The sequence below is a fragment of the Stenotrophomonas sp. 21LCFQ19 genome, assembly GCF_056861425.1.
This window is the reverse complement of the sequence record NZ_JBSPUF010000003.1, coordinates 323,832-340,422: the sequence shown is the minus strand read 5'-3', so window position 1 is coordinate 340,422 and position 16,591 is coordinate 323,832. Positions and strand designations below refer to the sequence as shown.

12 protein-coding genes are annotated in these 16,591 nt (G+C 63.1%); 4 read left to right on the top strand and 8 right to left on the bottom strand.

Going from position 1 to position 16,591, the window contains the following annotated elements; all coding sequences use genetic code 11:
• The first annotated feature begins 52 nt into the window (after window positions 1–52).
• Complete coding sequence (locus tag AC13FW_RS05475) at window positions 53–841, top strand: rhomboid family intramembrane serine protease (RefSeq protein ID WP_296247298.1); 789 nt, start codon at window positions 53–55, stop codon at window positions 839–841.
• Between the two features lie 244 nt (window positions 842–1,085).
• Here the strand turns inward: AC13FW_RS05475 and AC13FW_RS05470 are convergent, their stop codons facing one another.
• The 8 genes from AC13FW_RS05470 to rpmH all read right to left on the bottom strand — a co-directional run bounded on the left by AC13FW_RS05470 (window position 1,086) and on the right by rpmH (window position 11,165).
• Window positions 1,086–2,120, bottom strand: coding sequence for a glycerophosphodiester phosphodiesterase (locus AC13FW_RS05470; protein WP_482988448.1), 1,035 nt, complete (start codon window positions 2,118–2,120; stop codon window positions 1,086–1,088).
• Window positions 2,121–2,248: 128 nt separating this feature from the next.
• The gene (locus AC13FW_RS05465; RefSeq protein WP_482988447.1) at window positions 2,249–3,865 is read right to left on the bottom strand and encodes an ATP-binding cassette domain-containing protein; all 1,617 of its coding nucleotides are present in this window, start codon (window positions 3,863–3,865) and stop codon (window positions 2,249–2,251) included.
• 213 nt (window positions 3,866–4,078) lie between these two features.
• Window positions 4,079–4,465 (bottom strand): VOC family protein, encoded by a 387-nt coding sequence (locus AC13FW_RS05460; RefSeq protein ID WP_482988446.1) that lies wholly within the window; start codon window positions 4,463–4,465, stop codon window positions 4,079–4,081.
• Window positions 4,466–4,525: 60 nt separating this feature from the next.
• Window positions 4,526–5,875, bottom strand: a complete 1,350-nt coding sequence (gene mnmE, locus AC13FW_RS05455) for a tRNA uridine-5-carboxymethylaminomethyl(34) synthesis GTPase MnmE (RefSeq protein WP_482988445.1) — start codon at window positions 5,873–5,875, stop codon at window positions 4,526–4,528.
• A gap of 3 nt (window positions 5,876–5,878) precedes the next feature.
• Window positions 5,879–8,557, bottom strand: a complete 2,679-nt coding sequence (locus AC13FW_RS05450; protein WP_482988444.1) for a polysaccharide deacetylase family protein — start codon at window positions 8,555–8,557, stop codon at window positions 5,879–5,881.
• 258 nt (window positions 8,558–8,815) lie between these two features.
• Complete coding sequence (gene yidC, locus AC13FW_RS05445; RefSeq protein WP_482988443.1) at window positions 8,816–10,525, bottom strand: membrane protein insertase YidC; 1,710 nt, start codon at window positions 10,523–10,525, stop codon at window positions 8,816–8,818.
• Window positions 10,525–11,028 (bottom strand): ribonuclease P protein component, encoded by a 504-nt coding sequence (gene rnpA / locus AC13FW_RS05440; RefSeq protein WP_481508240.1) that lies wholly within the window; start codon window positions 11,026–11,028, stop codon window positions 10,525–10,527. Before rnpA ends, yidC begins: the two co-directional genes overlap by 1 nt.
• Window positions 11,025–11,165: a 50S ribosomal protein L34 gene (rpmH, locus tag AC13FW_RS05435; protein ID WP_006404565.1), complete on the bottom strand. Its 141-nt coding sequence runs from the start codon at window positions 11,163–11,165 to the stop codon at window positions 11,025–11,027. Before rpmH ends, rnpA begins: the two co-directional genes overlap by 4 nt.
• A 252-nt stretch (window positions 11,166–11,417) precedes the next feature.
• Between rpmH and dnaA the strand changes: the two genes are divergently transcribed.
• The 3 genes from dnaA to recF all read left to right on the top strand — a co-directional run bounded on the left by dnaA (window position 11,418) and on the right by recF (window position 16,528).
• Window positions 11,418–12,746 (top strand): chromosomal replication initiator protein DnaA, encoded by a 1,329-nt coding sequence (gene dnaA, locus AC13FW_RS05430; RefSeq protein WP_282268384.1) that lies wholly within the window; start codon window positions 11,418–11,420, stop codon window positions 12,744–12,746.
• A 367-nt stretch (window positions 12,747–13,113) separates the two neighbouring features.
• Window positions 13,114–14,214, top strand: a complete 1,101-nt coding sequence (gene dnaN, locus AC13FW_RS05425) for a DNA polymerase III subunit beta (protein WP_057629944.1) — start codon at window positions 13,114–13,116, stop codon at window positions 14,212–14,214.
• 1,213 nt (window positions 14,215–15,427) lie between these two features.
• Complete coding sequence (gene recF / locus AC13FW_RS05420; RefSeq protein WP_482988442.1) at window positions 15,428–16,528, top strand: DNA replication/repair protein RecF; 1,101 nt, start codon at window positions 15,428–15,430, stop codon at window positions 16,526–16,528.
• The last annotated feature ends 63 nt before the right edge of the window (window positions 16,529–16,591 follow it).

The window sequence follows — 16,591 nt, the reverse complement described above, 5'->3', positions numbered from 1 at the left end:
TCCCATGCGCGGCGCCCTTGGCTTTCGCTGAAGGCGCCGCAATCCCTTGATCATGGACACGCCAACCCTGCCCGACACCGGCGACACGCCGGCCACCACCGCCCGCAACGACCGCAGCCGGGTGCTGCGCGCGTTCAACATCAGCCTGGGCTTTGTCCTGCTGCTGGTGGCGATGTTCGCCCTGCAGAGCAGCGGCTGGGATTGGCGGCCCTGGGCAGTAGCGCCGCTGGAAGCCAGCGGTCTGGCCGGCCTGCTTGGCGCGCCCCTGCTGCATGGGTCGATCGAACACCTGGGCGCCAACGCGGTCGCCCTGCTTATTCTCGGTACCTTGGCTGGCAGCGTTTATCCCAAAGCCACCCTACGTGCCCTGCCCCTGCTGTGGCTTGGTTCCGGTCTGGGCGCCTGGATGCTGGGTGATGCCGGCAGCCGCCACCTCGGCGCCAGCGGCCTGACCCACGGCCTGATGTTCCTGGTATTCGTGCTCGGCCTGCTGCGCCGCGACCGGCCGGCAATCGCCGCCAGCCTGATCGGCTTCCTGTTCTACGGCAGCATGCTGATCACCATCCTGCCGCACGAGCCGGGCGTGTCCTGGCAATCGCATATGGGCGGAGCTGCGGCAGGCGTGATCGCCGCACTGCTGTTCCGCAACGTCGACCCGCGCGCTGCACGCAAGCGCTACAGCTGGGAAGACGAGGAAGACGCCGAGCAGCTGGCCGAAGCCGACAACGAACTGGAACCGCCCGCACCGGGCCAGGTGCCGGTGCTGTGGCAGCCGCGCGAAGGGCGTGACTATGAGGTGGTGGTACCGCTGCGGCGGCGGGATTCAGACGAACGGCCCTAAGCGCCGCACGGTAGTGCCGAGCCATGCTCGGCAGAGGCTCTACCCGCGAACCATCAACCTGCAGGAGCGGCATAGGCCGCGAAGCTTGAAAGGCCTAAGAGCTAACCCCTCCCCAGCCCTCCCCTTGGCTACGCCAAAGGGAGGGGGCCGTTCTCGGCGATTTGCCAGTGAGCAGCTTAGCCGCTTGGCTCCCTCCCTTTGGCGTAGCCAAGGGGAGGGTTGGGGAGGGGTCGCTCTTCAGCTTTTAAGAACCACCATCCACCGCCCGTCGCCCCAGCGCCGGATCATCGGTGAAGAACGCATCGATGCCCGCCTGCAGATAGGTGCGGATCTCGGCCACCGAAGCCTCCGGATTGCGCGCATTCTCCGCACCTTGGCGCAAGGCCGGCGGCAGGAACGGGTTTTCCGGTCGGAAGCTGTAAGCCACTACCTGCAGGCCGGCCGCATGCGCGTCGCCGATCAAAGCGGTGGGCGCAGCCAACTTGCCCTGCGCGTCCAGCGGCACCAGCGCGCGCCGTTCCACACCGATCGCATCGGCATAGCTGGCGATTTCGCCCAAGCCAGCGGGAGTCATCATCTGTGCATACGTCAGCTTACCGCCGGCCAAGGCTACGTCGGCCGGCTTTTCTTCACCACTGCCCAGCAACTGCAGCAGACGGATATTGCTGTCCTTGCCGAGCTTGCCGCGGATCTGCCGCAGGTTGGCGGTCTCGAAGGACTGCAGCAGGATCGGCGCGACCTTGGTGTAGCTGTTGCCCTGCAAGGTGCTCAACAGCTTGTCTTCCATCGGCAGGCCGATGCTCTGGAAGTAGCTGCCGTGCTTGATCTCCGGCGCCAGGCCGATGCCACGGTTGGCGCGACCGGCCTGCTGCACCAGGAAGCTGATGATCTCGTCCAGGGTGGCAATGCGGAACTGGCCATCGAAGGCGGTGCCACGTATCTGCGGCAGGCGCTCGCGCGCGTACAGCGTCTTCAGCTCGGCGACGGTGAAGTCTTCGGTGAACCAGCCCTCGACCTGCTGGCCGTCGATCAGCTTGCGGGTGCGACGGCTGGCGAACTCGGGATGGCTGGCGACATCGGTGGTCGAGCCGATCTCGTTCTCGTGCCGGGCCAGCATCACCCCGTCCTTGCTCATCACCAGGTCCGGCTCGATGTAATCGGCGCCGTCGCTGATGGCCTGTGCATAAGCGGCCAGGGTGTGCTCGGGCAGCAGCGCGCTGGCACCACGGTGCGCGTACACCGAAACCTGGGGATAAGTCTGCGCGGCTGAGCTGTCCATTGCCCAACAGCATGCCACGCCAACCCCCACCGCCATCAACCAGGCCCAGCTTCGCACCGTCACTACTCCAATTCGAAAACAAGGCGCGCAGCATGACGGCCGCATGTGACGTGCGGAAGAACATCGCCTCACTGATTGCGTTGCCACTCCCAGCCATCGGCGCTGGCATGCAGGCGCGCGCTGATGCCGATGGCCTGTAGCAGCGCCTCGTCATGCGAAACCAGCAACAGGCTGCCCTGGTATTGCCGCAGCAGATCTTCCAGAGCCGACAGCGCATCCAGGTCCAGGTGATTACCGGGCTCGTCCAGCAACAGCAGCTGTGCTGGTGGATCGGCGTACAGCGCGCAGGCCAGGCCGGCCTTCAGGCGTTGCCCGCCACTGAGCTGGGCCGAGGGCAGCTGTACCTGGTCTGCATCCAGACCAAGCAAGGCCAACCGGCTGCGCAACTCACCTTCGGCCATGCCCGGATTACGCAGGCGCAGGGCCTCCAGCACGCTGCTGTGCTCGGGTAGCAACTGCAGTTGCTGATCCAGTAGGGCCACTGGCACCTGCACACTCACTTCGCCAGCCAGCGCTGGCAGTTGCCCCGCCAACACCTTCAACAAGGTCGACTTGCCCAGACCGTTGCCGCCGGTGATGGCGACGCGCTCACCCCGGCGCAGGTTGAAGTCCAGCGCGCGCAACGCCGGTGCCACATGCGGCAGCTGCAGTCCGGTGGAACGCACTACCCACTTCGGTCCGCTGATTTGCACGTTCGGGACCAGCAACACCGGGGCGGCGGCTTCGCTGTCGGCCTGCGCCTCGCGCACCGCATCGTGCAACTGCAGCTGCCGTTGATCCAGTTGCGCGCGCGCCTTGCCCAGGCTGGCTTCGGCGCGTTGCCGCTGCAGGCCAAGCAGGATCGGCGCTTGATTGGCGTTGGCGGCCTCGCGGTTGCCGCGCGCGCTGCGTTGTTCCAGCCGCTGGCGTTGTTCGCGCAGTGCCTGCTCGCCCTTGCGACGCTCGTGCCGACGTTGCTGCAGCAAAGCCTCGGCCGCTGCGCGTTCGCCAGCGCGCGCCTGTGCATAAAGCGTATGGTTGCCGCCGTAGCTGCGCAGCCCCTGCGGCGACAGTTCGACGATGCGTTCCACCTGTTGCAGCAACAGGCGATCGTGGCTGACCAGGATCAGGCCCTGTTTCCTCGCCTGCAGTTGCTCGGCCAACCAATGCCGGCCGGCGTGATCGAGATGATTGCTGGGTTCGTCGAGGATCAGCCACTCCACCGGCTGCAGCAATGCACCCACCAAGGCGACGCGCATGCATTGCCCGCCACTGAGCTTATCCACAGGTGTATCCGCATCAACGCCGCACAGGCCCGCATCAGCCAAGGCCTGCTGCAGGGTTTCACACAGGCTCCATTGCTCGCCAATCGCGTCGAAATCCGCTTGCAGCGTGCTTCCTGCTTCAATCCTGCGCAATGCATCCACACGCTTATCCACAGCTGCGAGTTCGGCTACGCGCTGTCCTGTTTGTGGCCGTACCTGTTGTGCAAGGTAGTAGGCCTCACCGATGCGACGGCAGTGCCCGGCACTGGGTTGGCGCAGCCCAGCCAGTATCTGCGCGAGCACGGATTTGCCCACGCCGTTGCGGCCGACCAGACCGGTGGGCCGGTCATCGAACTGTGCGTTGAGGTTGGAGAACAGGCTGCGCCCATCAGGCGTGTGCCACGCGACGCCATCCAGCGTCACGGAAATTGAGTTTGTCATGCGGTATTCCATCGATGCCCGAAGCACCCGGCCGCCAGCGGCAGCAGGGACTGGTAGGGACCGTCATCAAGACGGTGGCATCAATGGCGCATTGGACTGACTCCGTTGGCGGGGGAATCCCGTAACAGGGCCTAGCCTAACGGCGGCAAACAGAACTGTCAGTAACTGGCGGCGCGCTCTTGGCCACGCCGCTGTAGTCGGGAAAGCCGATGCTCAGGCCTGCGCCGCACGGTGCGTGGCACACAGCTTGTTGCCGGCCGGATCACGCAGATACGCCAGGTAGAGCGGGCCGAACGGGCTTTGCCGCGGCCCCGGCGGGTCTTCCACGCTCATGCCACCGTTGCCAACACCTGCCGCGTGCCAGGCTTCGACCACTTCAGGAGAGGCGCAACTGAAGCCGATGGTGCCGCCATTGGCATGCGTGGCCGGCTCGCCGTTGCGCGGATGGCCGACGATCAGCAAGGCGCCGCCGTGGAGATAGATCACATTGCCCTTGGGATCGACGAAGCCCGGCTTCGCGCCGAGCGTGGACAACAGTGCGTCATAGAACGCCTTGGATGCCTCGATGTCATTTGCCCCAACCACGATGTGCGAAAACATCAACTACCTCCTGACTTTTGGGTTGTCTGGCCGCTGCCGGCCGGTGGCTCAACGCCGGCATCATTTGCCGATGCAGAAGCTCGAAAAAATCCTGCCGAGCAGGTCGTCGGCGGTCATGCGGCCGGTGATTTCGCCGAGGGCATCATGCGCAAGCCGCAGCTCCTCGGCAGCCAGTTCCAGCTGGTCGTAATGCAGCTGACCATCGGCGGCATCGAGGTGTTCGCTGGCCAGGGCAAGCGCTTCGACGTGGCGCAGGCGCGCGGAGAACTCACCCTGCATGCCCTCGCCGGCACCGTGGCTGGCGATCTCGCGCAGGCGCGTGTGCAGCTGCTCCAGGCCCTGGCCATTGGCAGCGGACAGGGCAATGCTGTCTTCGCCCAACTCCTGCGGCCACTGCGGGAGCAGGTCGGACTTGTTGTGTATCCACAGTTGGCGGGCGGCTTGTGCGGCGGCATCGCCGATCGCTGCCCTGCCCGCCTCCGGGTCACGGGCATCGAGCACGACGATGGCCAGATCGGCGCGCTGCATCTCGGCGCGGGCGCGGCGCATGCCTTCGCGTTCGATGGCATCGCCACCTTCGCGCAGGCCGGCGGTATCGACCAGTTCCAGCTCCAGGCCGTCGATGCGGATGATCTCGCGCAAGGTGTCGCGGGTGGTGCCAGCGATATCGGTGACGATGGCCCGCTCGCTGCCAGCCAATGCATTGAGCAGCGAGCTCTTGCCGGCATTGGGCGGACCGATCAGCACCGCATGCAGGCCATCGCGCAGCTTGCGGCCGCGTTCGGCGTCGATACGCAGCTGGGCGAGCAAGGCCTTGGCCTGCTCGATGCCGGCGCGTACCTGCGCGCCACCCAGCGTATCCAGCGGCTCGTCGGCGAAGTCGATGGCCGCTTCAACATGGATGCGCAGCCGCACCAGTTGCTCGCCCACCTCTTCCACGCGTCGCGAGAACACACCATCGAGCGAGCGACGCGCGGCACGCGCGGCGCGCACATCACCGGCAGCGATCAGGTCAGCGATGGCCTCGGCCTGAGCCAGATCGAGCTTGCCGTTGAGGAATGCGCGTTCACTGAACTCACCAGCGCGGGCCTGGCGCGCGCCTAGTTCGATGCAGCGGGCCAGCAGCTGGCGCAGCACCACCGGGCTACCGTGGCCCTGCAGTTCCACCACGTCCTCGCCGGTAAAGCTGCGCGGGCCGGGGAAGTACAGGGCGATGCCGTCGTCGATGACCTCGCCTGCGTCATCGCGGAATTTCGCGTAATGCGCGTGGCGTGGCTTGAGCTGCGGGCAACCCAGTGCAACCGCGATCCGCAGTGACTGCGGGCCGGAGACACGCAGCATCCCGACACCGCCGGCAGCAGCACCGCTGGCGATGGCAACAATGGTCTGGCCTGTGGACACGTCGCTCATGGCTTACAGCTTCTGCAGTTGTGCGCGGGCCTGGGCAGCGCCGCTGCCCTGCGGCTGCAACTCCAGGTAAGTCGTATAGGCCAGCTTGGCCTTGGCCTTGTCGCCGGCATTGAAGTAAGCGTCGCCAAGATTCAGATAAGCCACCGCGCGCGAGGGATCGATCTTCAAGGTGTTCTCCAACCAGCGCGCAGCTTCGGCATAGCGCTGCTGGCGGTAATAGACGAAGCCGAGGTTGTTCGCCGCCTGGGCGAAATCGGGACGCAGCTTCAAGGCTTCGGTGAACTGCGCCACCGCCTCGTCGTAACGTTTTTCGCGGTACAGCTGCAGACCGCGGTCGTTGGCCTGCTGCGCCCGCTGGCGATCTGAAGTTGGTACGGCGGCCGGCACAACCAGGGTGCTCTTGCCGCCCTGCAGATCGGCAACCGTTACCGGCGCTTCGGTCCTGCCTGCAGGCTTGGCGTCCTGCACGGCATCGACACGGCTGTTGAGGGCAATGGCGTCAGCCGAAAGCTGGCGGGTATCGGCATTGAGGAATTCCTGGCTGTCCGGCACCTGGAACACGAACTCGCCGCCCTGCGAACCGGGCAGGCTGCCAAAGGCCGGTGTCTGCCGCGATACCGCCGACACCGCAGGCGCCACATACGCGGCCAACTCGGTGCCGGTAATCAGGCCATCGCCATTGAGATCACCCTTGCCGGCCAAGGCCTGCAGCAGCACCCAGGTGAATACCGAATGCCCGTTCGGGCCGCTGTCAGCGACCTGCTGGTCGGCACCGCCGGCTGTCAGCATCTGCCGCGCACTGCGGCGCGCGTTCTCGCGCAGGAACGATGACGAACTGCCGCCGCGGGTCAAACCCAGGCCGCTGTAGCAGGCATCCATCACGAACAGCACGTGCTTGGCCTGCATGCTCTCGGCGATGTTCTGGATGTCGGTCATCGCGATGGCATCGGTGGCGAATTCGTTCGGGTCCGAATCCACCGGAATGATGTAGCCGAGGTCGCGGCCGGAGGCGAGCTGGCGGGTCGCACCATGACCGGCGAAGAACACGAACACGCGGTCGTTCTTGCCGGTGCGCTCATCGGCCAGGCGGTCGTGGAAGGCAGCGAGGATGTTGTTGCGGGTGGCCTGCTGGTTCTTCAGCACGATCACCTGCGAAGACGGGAAGCCGAACTGGCCGGTCAGCGTGTCGGCGATGGACTGCGCGTCGCGGCTGGCGTATTCGAGTTTGGGCCACTTGGCGTAGTCATCGATGCCAATGACGATCGCCCAGGATTTTTCGTAGCCGGTGGTGACCGTGGTGTCGGCGACCGCGCCCTTGCGCGCACGGCTGACGCTGAAATCACGGCCATTCCAGCCAGCGAACTGGTAGCCATCGGCGATCAGCTTGTCGAGGATCTGCGGCAGCGCCTTCACCGCGCGGTCGTGGATGTCATGGAACAGGATGATGCCGCGCTGTTCCTTCTGCACCTGGTCGACCACGCGCTGCACGATGGACTCGGGCACCGGGTCGGCCCAGTCCATCGAGTCGATGTTCCACATGATGGATTTCAGGCCGGCTTCGTTGAGCAGCTGCAGGCCTTCGGCATTGCGCGCGCCATACGGGAAACGGAACAGCGGCGCGCGCTTGGCATCCACGCCCTTGAGCAAGGTATCGGTATCGAGCACCTGCTGGCGCAGCGCATCGCCGGTGGTGCGCGACAGCTGCGCGTGGGTCAGGCTGTGGTTGCCGACCGCATAGCCGTGCTCCATCAGGCTGCGGCTGATGCCAGCCATCGGCCCGAGCTTGACCTTGCCATCGGCCTCGACCGCACCGAGGTTGCGGCCCACTTCAAAGAACACACCCGGCACGTCGTAGCGCTGCAGGATGGCGACAACCTCATCGGTGTACGCCTTGTGCGGGCCATCGTCGAACGTAAGCACGACGGTCTTGGCCGGCAGGTCACGACCGAAGATCTCGCGGTCGCTGTCCTGCATCGACATCGGGTAGGGCTCGATCACACCGAAGTCGCGCAGGATGGCGTCGCGCTTGTACAGCGTGTTGAGGTGGGCAACATAGTCATCCCACTTCTCGCGCTTGAGCTCGATGGCGCGGGTGCGCTCGAAGCGGCTGAAGATGCGGGTCAGTTCCTGGTTGTAGTTGCGCTCGATCTCATCGAGCGCGTCCAGGTCCTCGCCGATGCGCTGGTGCAGCTTTACGGCTGGCAGCGAGGAATCCGCGCCCACGCGCTGATGCAGTTCGCGCAGTATTTCGCGGAAAGCCAGACGATCTGCGTCGTAGAGCTCGGGCGAGGATTCGATGTAATCCAGTACCGTGCCCAAGGTAGCGAAGCGTTGCGGATTGGGGTCACGCAGCAAGGCATCGAACTGCGCGGCGATGGCCTGACGCTGCTCCAGCCCGTCGTGGAACAGCTGCTGGCCGATACGGCTGGAGGTCTGGCGGTCGACTGGCGATTGCTGCGCCTCGTCAGCCAGCAACACGACGATGCGGCGGTGCCCGTCCAACTGTTTCTGCAATGCGGTCAACAGCGGTGCGGCCGCTGGATTGGCTGCGGCGGCAGCCTGCGCGCTGGCCTGGGTTGGCGTTGCGGTACCGGCCTCGTCCTTTTTCGAACAGCCGGCGACCGTCAACGCGGCAAGCAACACGGCAGGCAGGATCAGACGGCGCAACGGCGAACGGGGCATGGCGGGCTCAGGGAAAGGGTGAAACAGATGTGGTGATTCTAACGCCACAGGTGAAGAGGCCGGCTTGCGACGAAATGCCGCCCCCTTTGTAGGAGCGGCGTAAGCCGCGAAGCCGACACTGCTTAAACCCCTCGCAGCTGTTTGATCTGAAGGTGTCCCTGCTTCGCGGCTTACGCCGCTCCTACAAACAGCCGAACGATCTGTCTTGGTGTGGCCTGCCCCCACATGCGAAAAGCCCGCCTTGCGGCGGGCTTTTGCTTACTTGGCTTCGATCACCTTGCTCGGCGCGTCTTCGCCGTGCTTCTTGATCATCCACCACTGCTGCAGCAGGCTCAGGCCGCCGTTGACCACCCAGTACAGGACCAGGCCGGACGGCATGAAGGCCATCATCACGCCGAATACCAGCGGCATGAACTGCATCATCTTCTGCTGCATCGGGTCCATGCCCACAGCCGGGGTCAGCTTCTGGGTGAACCACATCACCGCGATGTTGATGATCGGCAGGATGAAGTACGGGTCACGCGCGGTCAGATCCTGGATCCAGCCCAGCCACGGTGCCTGACGCAGTTCCACCGACTCCACCAGCACCCAGTACAGGGCGAAGAAGATCGGCATCTGGATCAGCAGCGGCAGGCAGCCACCCAGCGGATTGATCTTCTCCTTCTTGTACAGCTCCATCATTGCGGTCTGGAACTTCTGCTTGTCGTCGCCGTAGCGCTCCTTCAGCTGCGCGATGCGCGGCTGGAACTTGCGCATCTTGGCCTGCGACTTGAACTGCGCGTTGGCCAGCGGGAACAACGCCATCTTCAACAGGATCACAAGGCCGATGATGGCCCAGCCCCAGTTGCCGACCAGCTTGTGCACCTGGTTCATCACCCAGAACAAGCCCTGGCCGATGATGGCCATGATCGAGAAGCGGCTGTAATCGACCACGCGGTCCAGGCCCTTCACGTCTTCCTTGGCAATCTGGTTGACCAGCTTCGGGCCCACCCACAGGCGCGCCTCGGTGCTGACCTTCTGGCCCGGTGCCACGGTGAAGCCGGGGCCACGGGTTTCGATCACGTTGCGCGGACCGTTCTGCGACAGCAGGTACAGCGCGGACTGGTCAGCCTGCGGAATCCAGGCGGTGAAGAAATGGTGCTGCAGCATCGCCACCCAGCCACCACTGATGGTCTGGTTGATGGTGCCATCTTCCAGGTAATCCTTGAACGCACGACGCTGGTAGCCATCAGCCGGGCTGAACCAGGTGGCGCCGTTGAAGCTGAAGGAGTCCGGGTTGGTCATGCCCTTGGTGATCACCGGCGGCACGCGGTCCAGCTTGCGGAACACATAGCCCTGCCACGGTGCGGCACCGGTGTTGACCACTTCGTCCTTCACGCTGATGGCGTAATCGCCACGCTTGAAGGTGTAGGTGCGATGGATGCTGACGCCGTTCGGGCCATTCCACACGAACGGTACCTGCACTTCGCTCTGGCCGTCAGCCAGGGCCACGGTGGTGACACCCTGCACCGGCTGGAAGCCATTGGCGCCGGGCACCGGCGAGTTGTTCTGGCTGGCCCAGCCAGCGGTGGCGCTGTACGGGTGTGCCTTGTCTTCGGTCAGCAGCTGCACCGGCGGGCTGCCGGCGGCCTTGGTCTGCGGGAAGTGCAGCAGGTCGGCGTCAAGCACGCTGCGGCCGTCGAGCACCAGCTTCAGTACGTCGGTGGTGACGGTCACGCGCTGGGCGCTGGCGGCGGCTTCCATGCCTGCAGGTGCGGCAGCGACAGGAGGCTGGCCCGGCACGGTGGCCTGCGGCACGTCGGCGGTGGCCGGTGCATGCAGATCGACGTCATTGGCGCCCGGCACGGCCGGCTGGGTGGTGGCCACGGTTGCCGGATCCGGTGCGGCCTTTTCGCGACCCCATTCCATCCACAGCAGCACGGCTACCATCAGCCAGGCAAAAATCAGGAATACACGGGTCTGGTTCATCAGCAGGCAGGCTCGGCTCGACCGGAGGAAGTGTCCGGTACGTTCAAAGGAAGAGGGGCGGGTGCACCCTCGTGCGGCGGCATTGTGCCGCCCGCAGCCACAACGGGCAATGCGCCGGCACGGCGCAGCAGGCGCTCGAACGCCTCACGGATCTGTTGATTACTGGCGGTCTTGGCCGCGGATCGGGCGACGATGACGTAATCGCCACCGCTCAGGCACGACCGTAGATGGCGTGTTGCATCCCGCAACACACGCTTGATACGGTTACGACCGACCGCACGCGTATCCACCTTGCGTGACACAGCCAAGCCGAGTCGAGCAGGGGAATCCCCTTTCAACCAGTGGAGTGTCATCAAGGGTTCGGATACACGGCGGGCGCCGTTGAAGACCGTTGTATATTCGGCACGCGTACGAACCCGCGCAGAGCGAGGGAATCGCTTGCGCGGGCAAGTACTGATCACGATCGGTGTTGCGATTGCCGCTTCACGCGGCAACGCAATCAAGCGCTGAGGACTTTGCGGCCCTTGGCGCGGCGACGCGACAGGATCTTGCGGCCGTCGGCGGTCTTCATACGAGCACGGAAACCGTGATCGCGCTTGCGCTTGAGGTTGCTGGGCTGGAACGTGCGCTTGGTGGCCATTGGGGCACCTGTATGAAGTGGACGGAAAGAACCGGAAATTCTATAGACCCTACCGGGGTCACGTCAAGTCTCGCTTGACAAAGCTATCCACAGCCCGGTGTACATCTTGTGGATGAGCCTGTGAATAAAACCGGGACAAGCATTCCCGCATCGGGCCTGCGGTGGTAGTCTGAGCCATCCACTTTCCCCCTTCCGGCCTGTGGCCCGGCGGCTTTCTGCGCCCGGCTGGCAAGCCTTTGACGACTATTGCTGATGGATGCCTGGACACGTTGTCTCGAACGTCTGGAGGCGGAATTTCCGCCCGAAGATGTCCACACCTGGTTGAAGCCGCTGCAGGCCGACCAACGCGCTGACAGCCTTGTGCTGTACGCGCCCAATGCCTTTATCGTCGACCAGGTGCGCGAACGCTACCTGCCGCGCATCGGCGAATTGCTGACCCATTTCGCCGGTTTCGGTGAAGTGATCCTGGAAATCGGCTCGCGTCCGCGGGCGCCGGAACCGGCCCCGCTGGTCGCCCCGAGTGCCACTTCCGTGCCGGCTGCGCCGGTGGTGCCGTTCAACGGCAACCTCGACGCCCACTACACTTTCACCAATTTCGTCGAAGGCCGCAGCAACCAACTCGGTTTGGCCGCGGCCTTCCAGGCGGCGCAGAAGCCGGGCGATCGTGCGCATAACCCCTTGCTGCTGTACGGCGGCACCGGTCTGGGTAAGACCCACCTGATGCTGGCTGCTGGCAATGCCATGCGCCAGGCCAATCCGGCGGCAAAAGTGCTGTATCTGCGTTCGGAACAGTTCTTCAGCGCGATGATCCGTGCGCTGCAGGAAAAGTCCATGGACCAGTTCAAGCGTCAGTTCCAGCAGGTCGATGCGCTGCTGATCGATGACATCCAGTTCTTCGCCGGCAAGGACCGCACCCAGGAAGAGTTTTTCCACACCTTCAATGCCTTGTTTGACGGAAAGCAGCAGATCATCCTGACCTGCGACCGCTACCCGCGCGAAGTGGAAGGCCTGGAAGCCCGCCTGAAGTCACGTCTGGCCTGGGGTTTGTCGGTAGCCATCGAGCCGCCGGACTTTGAAACCCGTGCTGCCATCGTGCTGGCCAAGGCTCGCGAACGCGGCGCCGAGATTCCGGATGACGTGGCGTTCCTGATCGCCAAGAAGATGCGCTCCAACGTGCGCGATCTGGAAGGTGCACTCAATACGCTGACCGCCCGCGCCAATTTCACCGGCCGCGCGATCACCACCGAGTTTGCCCAGGAAACCCTGCGCGATCTGCTGCGTGCCCAGCAACAAGCCATCAGCATCCCCAATATCCAGAAAACGGTTGCCGACTACTACGGTCTGCAGATCAAGGATCTGCTGTCCAAGCGGCGCACGCGTTCACTGGCCCGTCCGCGCCAGGTCGCCATGGCGCTGACCAAGGAACTGACCGAACACAGCCTGCCGGAAATCGGCGATGCGTTTGCCGGCCGCGACCACACCACGGTGCTGCACGCCTGCCGCCAGATCCGCACGTTGATGGAAACCGACGGCAAGCTGCGCGAGGACTGGGAAAAGCTGATCCGCAAGCTCAGCGAGTAAGCCCCGGCGCTGCCCTGTGGGAACGCTCATCGATGAAACAGGTGGGAAAACCATTGGGGCAGCGAGGTCTGGGCCGGAAGTGGAGCGAATGATGCACCGACGCCACTGCGGCGTCATCGCACAAAACGGTGCATGATTCGGGGGCAGGTTTTGGAGAAGTTGTGGATAAAATTGGTCAGCAAATCCGCGGCAAAATTATCCACAGGTTCCCCCACCTGCTCAGCGTCAGTAATACATGGGTTTCAGCTTCAAATAAACATTTAAAAACAAACACTTAGGTGTGTTTTAAGCCAAATCTGGCTCTACCAGCACCACCAAGCTTTTGATTTAATCCACATCTTTTAAAAGCATAGGGGCACGAAACCACATGCGTTTCACACTGCAGCGCGAAGCCTTTCTCAAGCCGTTGGCCCAGGTCGTCAACGTGGTTGAACGCCGCCAGACCCTGCCGGTTCTGGCCAATTTCCTCGTCCAGGTTCAAGGCGGCCAGCTTTCGCTGACCGGCACCGACCTGGAAGTCGAAATGGTCTCCCGCATCGCGGTCGAGGATGCCCAGGACGGCGAAACCACGATCCCGGCGCGTAAGTTGTTCGAAATCATCCGTGCCCTGCCCGACGGCAGCCGCATCACGGTTTCGCAGACCGGCGACAAGATCACCGTCCAGGCCGGACGCAGCCGTTTCACTCTGGCGACCCTGCCGGCAAATGACTTCCCGTCGGTTGATGAAGTTGAAGCCACCGAGCGCGTCGTCGTGCCGGAAGCGGCGTTGAAGGAATTGATCGAGCGCACTGCGTTCGCAATGGCGCAGCAGGACGTGCGCTATTACCTCAACGGTCTGCTGTTTGACCTGCGCGACAGCATCCTGCGCTGCGTTGCAACCGACGGCCACCGACTGGCCCTTTGCGAAACCGCGCTGGAAAACGATAACGGCGCCAAGCGCCAGATCATCGTGCCGCGCAAGGGCGTGACCGAATTGCAACGTTTGCTGGAAGGCGGCGAACGCGAAGTTGAACTGGAAGTCGGTCGTAGCCATGTACGCATGAAGCGCGACGATGTCACCTTCACCTCGAAGCTGATCGATGGCCGTTTCCCGGATTACGAAGCAGTGATTCCGATCGGCGCCGACCGCGAAGTAAAGGTTGAGCGCGAAACCCTGCGTGCTTCGCTGCAGCGTGCGGCAATTCTTTCCAACGAGAAGTACCGCGGCGTTCGCGTCGAAGTGACCCCGGGCCAGCTGAAGATCAGCGCGCACAACCCGGAGCAGGAAGAAGCCCAGGAAGAAATCGAAGCCGATACCGTGGTCAGCGATCTGGCCATCGGCTTCAACGTGAACTACCTGCTCGATGCCCTCTCGGCACTGCGCGATGAGCACGTTGTCATCCAGCTGCGCGATTCCAACTCCTCGGCACTGGTGCGTGAAGCCAGCAGCGAGAAGTCGCGTCACGTGGTGATGCCGCTGCGTCTCTGACGGGCAGGTTCCACGTGGAACACGAGGAAGCCCGGCCTGATGCCGGGCTTTTTTGTGGGCCGTGGTTCTGACTGAGGTTCCACGTGGAACAGCCAGGATAGAACCACGGGATTCACTGATTCCTGGATGCTTGGCATCCCTAGCCGCCTGCTTCCCGCGGTGGAGCAGCAAAGAGCCGCCAGATCTCTGGCCAATATGAATCCCGACGATTCCTCCAGCTACCAGGACCGGCAACCATTCGACAGTAGAGCCCAGAGACCTGGTTCCAGTTCATGCCGCTCGGCCTCGCCATTGCCTTCGAAGCACATCGAGGTTCCTGCACTGGATTTCCTGTCTGGTCCGACCGCATCAGCGCTTACCTGAAGGCTTTTACCTACAGAACCTCCTCCTTGCCCGGTTGCACCAACGCCCATGGCCGAGCACGGTTTCGCTGATTCTTCGTGTTGCCTAACGAGATCAAAGATCAGCAGTTCGACGTTCTCCGTGTTTCCGAGCGTCATGTCCGATCGGAAGAGCCAGGCAAGCAGCCAAATCCGTTAAATCCGGGAGCTGGGACCCTGCCCCGTTTCTCAGAATTCAAGAAATCAGCCCCCATTCCGGAGCTGGCTCCAGGAGTTGTCGAGGCGGAGGTGGTTACCGCCTCAGCTCAGCCTCGAATTTCTTGAAATCTGAAACCAGCAGCGTGATCCCAGTGGCCAGAATTCAAAGATTCACAGCTCTGGTTTTTAGCTCTTCCTGGCGACCTGTTTTCTCAGCTCTATGCTTTAAATCTGAGAATAAATCAAAAGCTTGGTGGTGATGGTAGGAGCAGATTTTATGTAAAACTACCTTAAGTGCTTGTTTTACATTGCCTTATTGGCCTTGAAACCCCCTGTAAAACAGGGCTTCAAGCCTGTGGATATCTGTGGATAAGGTCGAGGTGGGCTTATAGGGCCAATCTTATCCACAGATTGCCCCACTTATACACAGGGTTTGTGCCCGAACCTATACATGCCAAAAAACAGACCGTGTTTTCGTGAAATCTGCAGAGCTGGTGCCCAGAGCACTACTCAGATTTGAAGAAATCCGGTTATGTTCCACGTGGCACCTTTCGATGTTGGAGCAGCGATCGCGCAGATTCGCGAACCGGGCTGCTCGAACCTGGTGGATGCTTTAAGCTGCGCATGGCCAGCCACGGCCCCCGTGCTGGCGTCGTGCTTTCTTTCGAGCGTCAATGCATATCGTCCGTGTTGCCTTGAACCGCGTGCGTCGGTTCGATTCGGTGGAACTGGCTCCCCGTCCTGGAATCAACCTGATTACCGGCGCCAATGGCGCGGGCAAGACCAGCGTGCTCGAAGCCCTGCACCTGATGGCGTATGGCCGTAGCTTCCGAGGCCGGGTCAGGGACGGCCTGGTGCAGAAAGGCGCTGAGAATCTGGACGTTTTTGTCGAGTGGCAGGAGCGTAGCGAAGCAGAACTCGGCGTCTCAACGCGTCGGGCAGGGTTGCGACACAGTGGACAGGTCTGGAAAGGCCGCTTGGACGGCGAAGACGTGGCGCAACTGGGCAATCTCTGCGCCGCGCTGGCTGTTGTCACCTTTGAACCGGGCAGCCATGCCCTGGTCAGCGGCGGCAGTGAACCCCGTCGGCGTTTCATCGATTGGGGATTGTTCCACGTGGAACCTGACTTTCTCCCGCTATGGCGGCGCTACACGCGGGCCTTGAAACAGCGGAATGCGCTGTTGAAGATGGGCGCCCCTGGCAAACAGCTGGATGCCTGGGATTGGGAGCTGGCCGAGGCGGGGGCTCCCCTGACCTCTCGCCGCCAGCACTACCTGGAGCGTTTGCAGGATCGAGCGGTCGCAATCGCTGCAGATCTGGCTCCAGGGCTGCAAATGAGTACCTTGGAACTGCAGCCAGGCTGGCGCCGGCACGAAATGTCGTTGGGCGATGCCCTGTTGTTGGCCCGCGAGCGCGACCGTAGCGCTGGCTATACCTCGGTTGGGCCGCATCGGGCCGACTGGAGCGTTGGTTTCACGCAGATTCCTGGCCGTGACGCGCTATCGCGTGGGCAAGCGAAGCTCACCGCTCTGGCCTGCTTGTTGGGGCAGGCCGACGATTACGCCAGCCAACGTGGCGAATGGCCGGTAATCGCCCTGGATGACCTGGGTTCGGAGCTGGACCGCAATCACCAACACCGCGTTCTGCAGTATCTGGCGGCAACGCCTGCGCAGATATTCATCACCGCAACCGAAACGCCCACTGCGCTGCAAGCAGAACTGCGTCCGGCGGCTGTGTTCCACGTGGAACATGGCACCATCAATGCCGTGAGTTGAGCCTTCAGAGCGGAAATTCCCCCGGCAGGTATAATCGGAACGTCATCCCCTATCTCTCATGCC

Coding starts and splice junctions, on each gene's coding strand:
- rpmH (WP_006404565.1), bottom strand. CDS start 11,165: ATGGCCACCAAGCGCACGTTCCAGCCCAGCAACCTCAAGCGCAAGCGC.
- AC13FW_RS05470 (WP_482988448.1), bottom strand. CDS start 2,120: ATGGACAGCTCAGCCGCGCAGACTTATCCCCAGGTTTCGGTGTACGCG.
- AC13FW_RS05450 (WP_482988444.1), bottom strand. CDS start 8,557: ATGCCCCGTTCGCCGTTGCGCCGTCTGATCCTGCCTGCCGTGTTGCTT.
- mnmE (WP_482988445.1), bottom strand. CDS start 5,875: ATGAGCGACGTGTCCACAGGCCAGACCATTGTTGCCATCGCCAGCGGT.
- AC13FW_RS05475 (WP_296247298.1), top strand. CDS start 53: ATGGACACGCCAACCCTGCCCGACACCGGCGACACGCCGGCCACCACC.
- dnaN (WP_057629944.1), top strand. CDS start 13,114: ATGCGTTTCACACTGCAGCGCGAAGCCTTTCTCAAGCCGTTGGCCCAG.
- AC13FW_RS05460 (WP_482988446.1), bottom strand. CDS start 4,465: ATGTTTTCGCACATCGTGGTTGGGGCAAATGACATCGAGGCATCCAAG.
- dnaA (WP_282268384.1), top strand. CDS start 11,418: ATGGATGCCTGGACACGTTGTCTCGAACGTCTGGAGGCGGAATTTCCG.
- AC13FW_RS05465 (WP_482988447.1), bottom strand. CDS start 3,865: ATGACAAACTCAATTTCCGTGACGCTGGATGGCGTCGCGTGGCACACG.
- yidC (WP_482988443.1), bottom strand. CDS start 10,525: ATGAACCAGACCCGTGTATTCCTGATTTTTGCCTGGCTGATGGTAGCC.
- recF (WP_482988442.1), top strand. CDS start 15,428: ATGCATATCGTCCGTGTTGCCTTGAACCGCGTGCGTCGGTTCGATTCG.